General features: G+C 46.4%; 8 protein-coding genes. 2 read left to right on the forward strand and 6 right to left on the reverse strand.

The window, feature by feature from the left end:
* Window positions 1–21: 21 nt before the first annotated feature.
* From LWP20_RS08610 to lon, 5 genes are all read right to left on the reverse strand, one after another.
* Window positions 22–1944: a propionyl-CoA synthetase gene (locus tag LWP20_RS08610; protein ID WP_242927718.1), complete on the reverse strand. Its 1923-nt coding sequence runs from the start codon at window positions 1942–1944 to the stop codon at window positions 22–24.
* A 438-nt stretch (window positions 1945–2382) separates the two neighbouring features.
* Entirely contained in the window at window positions 2383–3111 is a 729-nt protein-coding gene (locus LWP20_RS08615) for an SDR family NAD(P)-dependent oxidoreductase (RefSeq protein ID WP_242927719.1), read from the reverse strand.
* A 291-nt stretch (window positions 3112–3402) separates the two neighbouring features.
* A complete protein-coding gene (gene hslU, locus LWP20_RS08620; RefSeq protein ID WP_242927720.1) occupies window positions 3403–4800 on the reverse strand; it encodes an ATP-dependent protease ATPase subunit HslU in 1398 nt (465 codons plus the stop codon).
* A 61-nt stretch (window positions 4801–4861) separates the two neighbouring features.
* Window positions 4862–5911: a type IX secretion system protein PorQ gene (gene porQ / locus LWP20_RS08625; RefSeq protein WP_242927721.1), complete on the reverse strand. Its 1050-nt coding sequence runs from the start codon at window positions 5909–5911 to the stop codon at window positions 4862–4864.
* 25 nt (window positions 5912–5936) lie between these two features.
* Window positions 5937–8426, reverse strand: a complete 2490-nt coding sequence (gene lon, locus LWP20_RS08630; protein WP_242927722.1) for an endopeptidase La — start codon at window positions 8424–8426, stop codon at window positions 5937–5939.
* 227 nt (window positions 8427–8653) lie between these two features.
* On the opposite strand from lon, the gene LWP20_RS08635 reads away from it, so the two are divergent.
* Together LWP20_RS08635 and LWP20_RS08640 are read left to right on the forward strand one after the other, a co-directional pair.
* Window positions 8654–10627, forward strand: a complete 1974-nt coding sequence (locus LWP20_RS08635; RefSeq protein ID WP_242927723.1) for an OmpA family protein — start codon at window positions 8654–8656, stop codon at window positions 10625–10627.
* Between the two features lie 32 nt (window positions 10628–10659).
* Window positions 10660–11412, forward strand: coding sequence for a DUF4184 family protein (locus LWP20_RS08640; protein WP_242927724.1), 753 nt, complete (start codon window positions 10660–10662; stop codon window positions 11410–11412).
* Between the two features lie 179 nt (window positions 11413–11591).
* On the opposite strand, the gene LWP20_RS08645 is transcribed toward LWP20_RS08640, so the two are convergent.
* Window positions 11592–12092, reverse strand: coding sequence for a DUF6702 family protein (locus LWP20_RS08645; protein WP_242927725.1), 501 nt, complete (start codon window positions 12090–12092; stop codon window positions 11592–11594).
* Between the last annotated feature and the right edge of the window lies 1 nt (window position 12093).

Below are 12093 nucleotides of genomic sequence, written 5' to 3' on the forward strand. Positions count from 1 at the left end.
GGATTAGTCAGTTTATACTTTTTATATAAAGGCTTTGCCGATCCCGCGATCGCGCAGGCAATTATGTATTTCGGTAAGTATGGCAGGATCGTCTATAGTAGATGGTATGGCATAATGCTCGCCATCTGCTATGTTGCGAATGATCTTGCGTAGTATTTTACCCGAACGTGTTTTAGGCAATCGTTTAACTACCAGCGCGTTCCGGAAATAAGCCACTGCGCCAATTTTCTCCCGGATCATACTTACCAGCTCCTGTTCAATCTCACTTTCACTTATCGTCTGGCCATCTTTCAGTACCACCAACCCAATCGGCCGCTGACCGCGCAACTCATCTGAAATGCCCACCACGGCGCACTCGGCCACAGCAGTATGAGATGCCACCATTTCTTCCATTTCGCCGGTAGAGAGCCGATGCCCCGAAACGTTGATCACATCATCTATCCGGCCCATGATGTATACATAGCCATCTTCGTCTATGTAACCACCGTCGCCGGTCATGTAATAGCCTGCAAAACGCTCCATGTATGATTTAAAGAAACGTTCATCGTCTTGCCACAGGGTGGGCAAACAACCAGGAGGCAGCGGCAGTTTTACGGCTACATACCCCTCCTGCGCCGGAATCAGCACCTGCCCTCCTTCACCCAGAATCTCTACTTTATACCCGCACACCGGCTTGCCAGCAGAACCCGGCTTGGCTGGCATTAAACCATAGCCTACCATATTAGCCACCATTGGCCAGCCAGATTCGGTCTGCCACCAGTGGTCTATAACAGGTACTTTCAGCATGTCTTTGGCCCAATAGTAAGTTGCCACATCGCAGCGTTCCCCGGCCAGGAACAAATACTTAAGCGATGGTAAGTTATACTTTTGTTTATACTTTCCATCGGGATCTTCTTTCTTAATAGCACGGATGGCGGTAGGCGCTGTAAATAATACTTTTATTTCATGCTCCTGTATAATCCGCCAGAATGTACCTGCATCAGGAGTGCGTACAGGTTTGCCTTCGAACAATACTGTAGTGCAGCCATGTATGAGCGGGGCATATACCAGGTATGAATGGCCAACAGCCCAACCCACATCTGAGGCAGCCCAGAAAATATCGCCCGGATCTACACCGTACACGGCTTTCATACTATACTTCAGGGCTACAGCGTGGCCGCCGTTATCGCGTACTATGCCTTTGGGTTTGCCGGTGGTGCCGGAAGTATAAAGTATGTACAATGGGTCATGGGCGTCAACAGGCACGCAATCTACAGGATGGGCATGCTGCATTACCTCCATATAATCGAGGTCGCGGCCGGGCTGCATTGCTGCTACTACATAAGGGCGCTGTAAAACTATGGTATGGGCAGGTTTATGCTTACTATCGTTCAGGGCTTTATCGAGCAGGGGCTTATACGGGATGTGCTTATCAAACTCAATACCACAGGAGGCCGAAATTACAACCTTAGGCTTTGCATCATCTATCCGGACGGTGAGCTCATGTGGCGCAAAACCACCGAAAACCACTGAATGTATAGCTCCAAGGCGCGCACAGGCCAGCATGGCAATAACAGCTTCCGGAATAACGGGCATGTAAATTACTACCGTATCGCCTTTACTTACGCCCAGGTTTTGCAAGCCACCGGCAAAGCGTGCTACCAGGTCACGAAACTCCCGGTAAGTATACTTGCGCACAGTATCGGTTACCGGCGAATCGTAAATGAGGGCTGTCTGGTCGGCACGGCCATTTTCTACGTGGTAGTCCAGGGCCAGGTAGGCGGTGTTCAGTTTGCCGCCTTTAAACCAACGGTAAAATCCGTTCTCATCGGTGCTCAGTATTTGCTCCGGTTTCTGGTACCAGGCAATATCATCTGCCTGCTCGGCCCAAAACCCTTCCGGGTCATTTATACTTTGGTTATAGGCTTCGGTGTAGGTTGTGGATGAGTTCGCTATAGTTTCCATGGCTCCTGTTTTTATACTTGCTTATACTTCTGTCAGTTCATCTGTCTATTTAAGTAGGTGGCGCGGCAAATACGATTAGGAAATGATTAATCAGTGCTGCTTCGGGCCACAAAAACCTTGAACCTGTTTTTACGCATCATAAACTCTAAAGGCTCCTTGTTAAGATTCTGTTTACCAGACTCAATACGCTCTGGGTCCGGCCTTTGCCCAGCTTGCTTTACTCTAAAATAATGACCATACTTTTACAATGTAGAAGCCCCAATTATAAAGCATTGATTCAAAACCACTTTAACAGGTTGTTACCTTCAATATCAATTTAGCAAATTATACTTAAATATATCGCTACCGCTGTCAAACTATAAACCAAGTAGAAGCAGCAAAAAAGCCCGGCTGTTAGGGCCGGGCTGTATTTTAGTTAACGGAAAGTTGTGCACCTGATCACATATCACGCACCGATACTATTACCTCGTTATACTTATCTGTGTTGTGGAGGAAATGAACGATTTTGCTGCCTACTTCTTCCGGTGATGCAAGCTCTCCGCTGGCTTTATACTCCCTGAATCGCTCTACATTGCTGAAGCGCGCTGCGTCCGACTCCCGGATATGCTCCTGCATGGCTGTATCCACAACGCCGGGCGAAAGTGCGTATACTTTCACGTTGCTGCCGCGTACTTCCTGCTCTTTCTGTACGGTCATGGATAGCATATCGAGCGCGGCTTTGGAAGCGCAATAGGCAGCCCAGCCATCTATCGGGTATTTGCCGGCACCAGAGCTGATGTTAAGTATAACTTTTGGCACGTGCAGTGGCTGGTAAACCTTCAGGAAAGTATTCATCAGCATGGCCGGCACAATCACGTTTACATCAAACACAAACTCAAAGCGCTCGTTTGGGATGCCTTCGCCTACATAACCAATATCGCCCAGTACGCCGGCATTATTTACAAGTATAAGCCGATCTGCATCAGTATAAGGCAGAAAAACTTTTTGCAGGTTATGTTCTACGGCTGGAATGTCAGAAAAATCGAGGGGCTGGTGGCGGTAGTTTTTATGGGTGATGGTGTTGTTGCGACACACACCTATTACGCAGTTTTGCTCGTCTTTTAAAAGCTCTTCAGCTATGGCTTTGCCAATTCCTTTGCTGGCTCCGGTTACGAAGTAGTAATTCATGGGTGAATTAGTTAAGAGTTGAGAGTTATAGGTTAAGAGTTACGGGCTGGAAGGCTTCAAAGATATAATTTAGTTAAGAGGTTGATTTATACTTTCAGAGAGGGGTATCTCTTCCATCAGTTTGCTATATCAAAGTATAAAATCCCAGCCAAAAACAAAAGCCGGCAGCTCTGCTTCTGCAAAACTGCCGGCTTGTAAATTATAGTTATGATGTAAGCGAATCCGGAGACTCGCGCCCACCCTTCGTCGCCGGTCAAATACCGGCGCCAGTGTTGTAATTTTAATTCGCCATTAAAGTATATACTGGCTCAGATCGCGGTTGCGGACCATATCAGAAAGCCTTTCTATTACCATTTCGCGGGTAATTACGATTTGGGCATTGGCACCAATTTTATCCGGCACATCAAACAGAATATCGTTGAGCAAACGGCTCATTACGGTATGCAAACGGCGGGCACCAATGTTTTCTACTTCAGAGTTTACCTCATATGCAATGGCAGCTATTTCATCCAGCGCTTCATCGTTAAAGGTAAGCGATACGTTTTCAGCAGCCAGCAAAGCCTCGTACTGCTTGGTTAAAGCGTTTTTCGGGAACTTCAGAATCTGGTAGAAATCTTCTTTGGTAAGGCTTTGCAGTTCTACACGGATCGGGAAACGGCCTTGCAACTCGGGTATAAGATCGGATGGCTTTGCCACGTGGAACGCACCGGCAGCAATGAATAAAATATGGTCTGTGTTGATGACGCCATACTTCGTGTTAACAGTTGAGCCTTCTACAATCGGTAAAAGGTCGCGCTGCACACCTTCGCGGCTTACGTCTGGCCCGCCTCCGCCTTTCTTGCTGGAGCTGGCTACTTTGTCTATCTCATCTATAAAAATAACGCCGGAGTTCTCTGCTTTAAAAATAGCTTCTTCCTTCACCTCATCCATATCAATGAGTTTGGCGGCTTCTTCGTCCAGCAAAATCTTACGGGCTTCGGCTATGGTTACTTTACGCTTCTTGGTTTTCTTAGGCATCATGCCGCTGATCATCTCCTGGATGTTCATCATCGATGCCTCGTCCATACCCGGGCCCATTACGCCAACGCCCGGCATACCGCTATGCTGAATTTTGATCTCGATCTTACGGTCTTCGAGTTCGCCGTTACGGATCTTGTCTCTGAATTTTTCGCGGGTACGCTCGTTGAGTTCATAATCGCTGTCGGGCACACCGTTTATATCGGTAGAAGTAGTAGAAACCGGCGCACCTGCCCTGCCCTGAATTGGCGGAATTAGTGCATCCAGGATAATGTCTTCCACCATTTCGGCTGCTTTAACTTTTACCTCTTCTTTTTTGCGGGTTTTTACCATGTTCACGGCCTGCTCTACCAGGTCGCGTACCATACTTTCCACATCGCGGCCAACGTAGCCAACTTCTGTAAACTTAGAAGCTTCTACTTTGGTAAAAGGCGCATCTGCAATTTTAGCCAAACGGCGGGCAATTTCTGTTTTACCCACACCGGTAGCACCAATCATCAGAATATTATTAGGCACTATCTCTTTGCGGATGTTCTCATCGGCGTTCATGCGGCGCCAGCGGTTGCGCAGCGCAATGGCCACGTTACGTTTTGCATCCTTCTGCCCGATTATATATTTATCCAGCTCCTCTACTATCTGAGCCGGAGTTAAGTGTTCAATACAATCTAACATTTCTGTTCTTTTAAATTGAAAAATAAAAAAAGCTTATACCTGCGCCAAGTATAAACTGTAGTTATGTTTTTGTCTTCCTTTTCAGGAAAGTGCCTGTATCAGTACTGATGGTAATGTAATGGCTGGCCCCTGATGGATGATAAAAAGCACTGCCATAGTTTAGCTCGAAAGCCCGCACCCGCAACATCAGACCAGCCGAAAAACCTGCGCCTCCCGAACCGGATTCTAACTTAAGTTCTTTGCTACGTAAATGGTTATACCCCGCCCTCATCTGAAAGTTCTTGCTGAAGATAAACTCCGTGCCTATTACAAAGTGCCGCGCCAGCTTATCGCCGAACGTTTTCTCTTCCTTTATCTCGTTTCCATTCTCATCAAGCTGCCCTTTTTCATTCGGATCAAGGTACACAATATCGAACTGGTGCAGGTGATGCGCTGTAAGCGATAACCTCACCGGCATGTGTTCCGGTTTAAAGCTGGCTCCCAATTGTGCATCAAACGGCATTGGTTGCCGCGCTGCCCCATCAAAAGCTTTAACTTGGTAGCCTACATTTTTAAAAACCAACCCTACCGAAAAGTCGTGCTCAGGGTGCTTAAAACCCCCGCCTACATCGGCCAGCAGCCCCAATGCTTTATTACCTGCCATACTTGATACCGCTACTTTAGCAGTGGCGCCAATTGTAAAAGCATCCGACTGGCGGGCATGGCTCAGGTTTAAAGTATAATCATTTGCCGTAAAGGTACCTTCCGTAGCCCCGGTTGCATCGCGCTGCACAAACTCTCCATAATTGGTATAGTTTATACCTGCAGCCCAGCGGCCATACTTACGGTGGTTAAAGCCATAAGCCACATTGCTCTGCTTAATATCGGCCAGGTAACCCGCATAACTCAGACTCAGTTGCCTGTCCATTTCGGGGTTCAGCAGAGCGGGGTTTGCAGCCACCATGTTCACATCATGGCCACCGGCACTCACATTTATACTTCCCAGTGCCGCAAGTTTGGCGTTTGTAGGCAGGCGCAGAAACGAAAAGGCCTGCTGCCCTCCTACCTGCGCCTGCGTTGTAAGCGAGAAATTCAGCAACAAAAAAAGTATAAGTGCCGCTGCCTTTCTCATGCTATACTTTATACTTTAAAACTGCTTACTCGGCAGCTATTTTATCTTCGGTTACAACCAGCTTCAGCGGGTTTTTCACCTTTTCCTTCAGCAGGGCAATTTTCACCACATCATCCACCTTATCTACATAATGTATATTCAGGCCTTTAATGTACTGCTCCGGAATCTCGTTTATGTCTTTCTTATTTTTCTGGCAAAGTATAATATCAGAAATACCTGCACGCTTGGCGGCCAGAATCTTCTCTTTTATACCTCCTACCGGCAATACCTTACCACGAAGCGTAATTTCACCCGTCATGGCCAGGCGCGATTTCACTTTGCGTTGCGTAAATACAGATGCAATTGAAGTAAAAATGGCAATACCAGCCGACGGACCATCTTTCGGAACGGCACCTTCCGGGAAGTGAATGTGCAGGTCGTATTGGTCGAACAGGCGGTAATCAATATTCAGCAGTTCGGCGTGTGCTTTTAAGTATGAAATGGCCGTCATGGCAGACTCCTTCATCACATCGCCCAGCTGGCCAGAAAGTGTAAGCTTGCCTTTGCCTTTGCTAAGTATAGATTCTATGAAAAGTATGTCACCGCCAACCGAAGTCCAGGCCAGCCCTGTTACTACACCGGCCGTATCAATATCCTGGTAAATTTCCTTATCGAAGATCTCAGAGCCCAGGCGCTTTACAACTTCTTCGGGCTTAATGGTGGTAGGGTATTCCTCTTCCATTGCCTTTAGTTTAGCCGTATGGCGCACCAGCTGGCCCAGTTTTCTCTCAAGGTTTCTTACACCCGATTCGCGGGTATAATCTTCGATCACTTTCTGGATGGTTTGCTTCGGTATCTTTACATCCTCCTCTTCCAGGCCATGCTCTTGTATTTGTTTTGGTACAAGATGGCGTCGGGCAATTTCGGTTTTCTCTTCCAAGGTATAACCAGTCAGTTCGATGATTTCCATACGGTCGCGCAGGGCTGGCTGAATGGTATCGAGTGAGTTGGCTGTAGCTATGAAAAGAACTTTCGAAAGATCGTACTCTACATCCAGGTAGTTATCCATGAAAGTATGGTTCTGCTCCGGATCCAGCACCTCCAGCAAAGCTGATGACGGATCGCCACGGAAATCAGAAGCCAGTTTATCGATCTCATCCAGTATAATTACCGGGTTAGAAGAACCAACCTTTTTTAACTGGTTAATGATTTTGCCCGGCATAGCGCCTACATAGGTGCGGCGGTGGCCACGAATTTCAGCTTCGTCGCGCACACCTCCCAGTGACATTCTGACATATTTACGCCCCAAGGATTTTGCAATAGAACGGCCAAGCGAGGTTTTACCCACACCCGGAGGTCCATACAGGCAAAGTATAGGCGCCTTCATATCATTCTTCAGCTTCAGAACGGCCAGGTATTCCAGAATGCGCTCTTTTACCTTTTCCAGACCATAATGGTCGGCATCCAGTATTTTTTTGGTGCGCTTCAGGTTAAAGTTATCTTTGGTATACTCGTTCCAGGGCAGGTCTAACAGGAACTCGATGTAGTTTACCGCTACCGGGTACTCGGCAGCCTGCGGGTTAAGGCGGGCCAGCTTATCAATTTCTTTCTTTAGGTGCAGCGCTACCGGCTCCGGCCATTTCTTTTTCATGGCACGCTCCCGAAAACGCTCAATTTCCTGGTCTGGTCCTTCCTGCCCCAGCTCATCCTGCAATACCTTTATCTGCTGGCGCAAAAAGTAATCGCGCTGCTGCTGGTCTAAGTCGGTGTGTACTTTTGTATGGATTTCCTGTTTCAGCTCCAGCAACTGTACCTCGCGTAACATAAGCTGTAACAGTTGCGTGCCGCGCTCGGCTCCATCATTCACTTCCAGCAAAGCCTGCTTTTGGGCAACCTCCACGTTCAGGTTACTCGACAGGAAATGCGTAAGAAAACTAGGACTATCGATGTTATCCAAAGCTACCTGTGCTTCCTGCGGAATTTCAGGGTTTAGTTTCAGGATTTTGGCTGCAGCATCTTTCAGCGACTGCACAAGTGCCTTAACTTCTTTGCTTTTCTTGTTCGGGAATGTCTCCTGGCAATAGCTTATTTTGGCAGTCAGATAAGGATCTTCCTGGGTAATTTCATCTATCTTAAAGCGGCTGTGCCCTTGAATAATAATGGTGGTATTGCCATCCGGCAGCACCAGCATTTTCAGTATTTTAGCTACCGTACCTACTTCAAACAGATCTTCCGCCGATGGGTCGTCGCTGTTCACGTTTTTCTGTGCCACCACGCCAATGGTTTTATCGCCTTTGTGGGCTTTGCGCACCAGCCTGACAGATTTTTTACGGCTAACAGTAATCGGCAATACCACCCCCGGAAACAACACAGTGTTTCGTACAGCTAATAAGGGAAGTTCATCGGGCAATTCATCGGCAGGAATCTCTTCTTCAGGGTCTGTGGTTATAACCGGAATAATATCATCGTTGTCGTCGGAAGAGGCACTGCTGTTAAGTAGCAGGTTGTGTAGAAAATTCTTTAAAGTATAGTTCATATTGTGATTACGTGCCAATTTGACAGAATTCGTATCTTTTTCAGCCAAATTCTGAGTTGCATTTACTAATGTCAAGTCCTGTGCCAACACCTGTATCTGCCGTTTTTGTCGTGTGTAATTAATTGAGTTAATAAAATTTTACGCGAATTATACTTTAAGCAGCAATGGATTTCAAAAATATAGTATAAAAATAATATATTTGGCATAAGGTAACTAATCGAAGGCCAATGAGACGCGAATACCTGATTTTCCGCATTTTTATTCTGCTGCTGCTACCTGTAGCAAGTATAGCTCAATTTAAACATGTACCTCTTAACGAGGCACTTGGCCTTAAGGTAGATAAAAAATTACCAAACCCCGAACTGCACTTCGAATTTCCGCAATTAAACAGAACCACTTACTATCAGAACGAAAAAAAGCTTGCCACTATCCAAAAACTGGAAAGGGCCAAGCAATACAACCAGGTACAGCTTTTACTGGAAGAATATATAAGCAATTTCGGAGTTCAAAACTTTTACAAGGATACCAACCTGCTTTGGCGTTTGGGCCAGTTATACGAGAAACAGGGAAATCTAGAAAAGGCAAAAGTGCTTTACCGGCTCGTGCTCAAACACCACCGATCCGATATACGCCGTGTGCAATCTTACTACGACTCGCTGGAGCAGAATACCAGAGCCTACTACGTACCACTGGATTATTACTACAAGCTGGTGGAGTACCGCAAATCGGTCTCAACTTTTAAACCTCCCAAAGGTGTATACCTGAACATGGGCAATGCTTTAAACTCAGCTTACGAAGATTATGGCCCTGCTATCAATGACGAGAATGACACCTTCATTTTTACCTCAAAAAGACACATCCAGGGCCTGAACGGGCGTGCAAATGAAGACCTGTTTTTCTCGAAGCAGGTAAACGGTTTCTGGCAGGAAGCCAAATCTTTTGGCAAGCCTATTAACAGCATTTACAACGAAGGATCTGCGTGCCTGAGCCGCGATGGCAAAACCCTGTACTTTGCCCGATGCGAATCGCCGGATGGTTTTGGAAACTGCGACCTTTACGTGGCTACCATGCAGGAAAACGGCACCTGGGGCGATATTAAAAACCTGGGGCCAGATGTAAACACCTCCGGCTGGGATTCTCAGCCTACCTTATCCAGCCAGGAAGACACCTTATACTTTGCCTCCGACAGGCTGGGTGGCTTTGGTTTATCCGATATATACTTTACACACAAGTATAAAAATGGAGAATGGGCACCCGCACAAAACATGGGCCCTGTAATTAATACCCGAGAAAGCGAAGTAAGCCCGTTCTTCCACCCTTTGTACCAGGTTTTATACTTCAGCAGCAGAGGGCAGCTTTATAACTTAGGCGATTTCGATATTTACAAGACCTATAAAGTACAGGGCCGATGGCAGGAACCCCGCAACATTGGCCCTTTGGTAAACGGCCGTGGCAGCGAGTATTATTTTACGATAGATGCCGCGTCCAAAAACCTGTACTATGCCCGCTCCGAAGCCAACGACATACAGAACCTGGACCTTTTCTCGTTCCCGCTGCCTATGGAAGCACACCCGCTGGCTGTTACCAAAGTAGAAGGCGTTTTAAAAGACTCTGTTTCCCAGAAACCATTATCGGGCGTTATTTCCATTATCGATCTGGATAACGGCATCGAGATATCATCGAAATACATCAGGCCGGATGGCTCTTTTGAGTTTGACCTGATTGGCAACACACGCTACATGATGATCATACAAAGCCCCGACTTTTTTACTATTGAACGAGAACTGTCCCTGAAAGACGATACTTCCTTACAGATCATGACCACGCTGATCGACCACAGCATCCCGATCGTTTTTAAAAACATTGAGTTTGATCAGAACCAGTCGGAAATAAAAGATGGCATGATTACCATACTTGATGAAATAGCGCTTTTCCTGCTAGAGAACCCGGGCTTTAAACTTGAGATTGCCGGCCACACCGACCAGGCCGGAGATCCGGAATTTAACCTGGCACTGTCGCAGGACAGGGCCGATGCCATCAAATTTTACCTGGCCGAAAAATTACAGATGCCGGAGCAAAACAGGATAGAATCTTTTGGATTTGGCAGCAGCAAGCCTTTGCGGGAAGAAAAAACCGAGGAAGACCGCCAGATAAACCGCCGGGTAGAATTTAAACTTATAAAACCAGAGAAAGCAGAATAAGGTATAGGCAGGTAATATTCCGATTATAGATCATGCCTTTTACAGCCGCTCACCCTGCTATAATTTTACCTTTGTTTCGCTATTGCCGCTGGTTATCGGTAACAGGTTTGGTTACGGGTGCGCTTGCCCCTGATTTCGAATATTTCTTTCGGTTACAGGCAATGAGCACCATCAGCCATACTTTGCGCGGGTTGTTCCTGTTTAATTTGCCGGTTGCTTTGCTGTTGGCTACTGTATTTCAGGTAGTGGTGCGCGATGCCGTGGTACAGCAATTGCCCGTATACTTCCGGAAGCGTGCCCTGGCAGTTCCTAAAGTTGATTGGTTCGCGTATCTGCGCTATAACTGGCACCTATTTATACTTTCAGCACTTATAGGGTCATTCTCACATCTCTTCTGGGACAGCTTTACACACTATACCGGCTTTTTTGTAAGAAATTACCCTATCCTGCAAACGCCAATTCAGATCGGTAATAAATCGCTAATACTTTGCCGTGTGCTGCAGCACATCAGCACCCTAATTGGTTTCCTTGCACTTCTCCTGTACATCCACCGAAGCCCCATAGTAAAGCATGCAACATCCATACAAAAACCAGTTCATTGGCTAACGTTCTGGGCTTACGTATTCTTTCTGGGTGTCAGCTTTATGGTTTGCATTGTCCCAATCCGTATCAAATATTACATGGTACACCAAATGGGCATCACCCTTATAAGCGGCTGGCTATTGACAGTAATACTTCTCAGCACCATTCAAAAACTACAAAAGGCAAGGCAAAGGTACTTTTAGTTGAAGAGGTTAGAAGGGGGCTGCTGCAATGCCGGTAGCTTAAGCCGATTGTCATCCGGACACTAAGAAAAGCTGATTCGGGTATACTTATCCGGGTCTCCAAAGTCGACCCTACTCCATGCTATTAATTATTGAGCTATGGAATTTTAGGCCGAGATAAGCCAACAATTTCAGAAAAGTTATTTCAGATTAAATGCCTTTACAGCATCGTCTTTCTGCAGCAGCATACTTTCTATTTTACCTTTGTAATTGATGTTCACAATGTTCATCTGGTCTTCGAACAAGTCTGTAAGCACTGCATTTTTAACGTATAGTTGCTGCAGGTTTGGTGTGCTTACCGGTACTTCCACGTAAATCCAAACGGCGTCCGATTCTTCCTCTGAACCCACCAGTTTATACTTCAGCGGCTTTCCTTTAGTGGTTTCAAACGATAGGGTATTTTGCAGGTAAGCGCTCAGGTAGGTGTTTACTTTTTCAGAATTACTATAGGTAACCTTTACTTTATTTTTGCGCGAAAGTACATTCTCCAGGTCATCGGTAAATACCTTCACGGCAACCTCCAGGCTTTGCGTGCGCGGGTTATACTTTATATCAGTTATGCTGGTATGAAAATCGTGGGCGTGGGCAAAAAAGCTGAACGTTGATAGCGCCAGCATCAGAATTATACTTTTATACTTCATC

The organism is Pontibacter vulgaris (genome assembly GCF_022758145.1).
GTDB lineage: Bacteria > Bacteroidota > Bacteroidia > Cytophagales > Hymenobacteraceae > Pontibacter > Pontibacter vulgaris.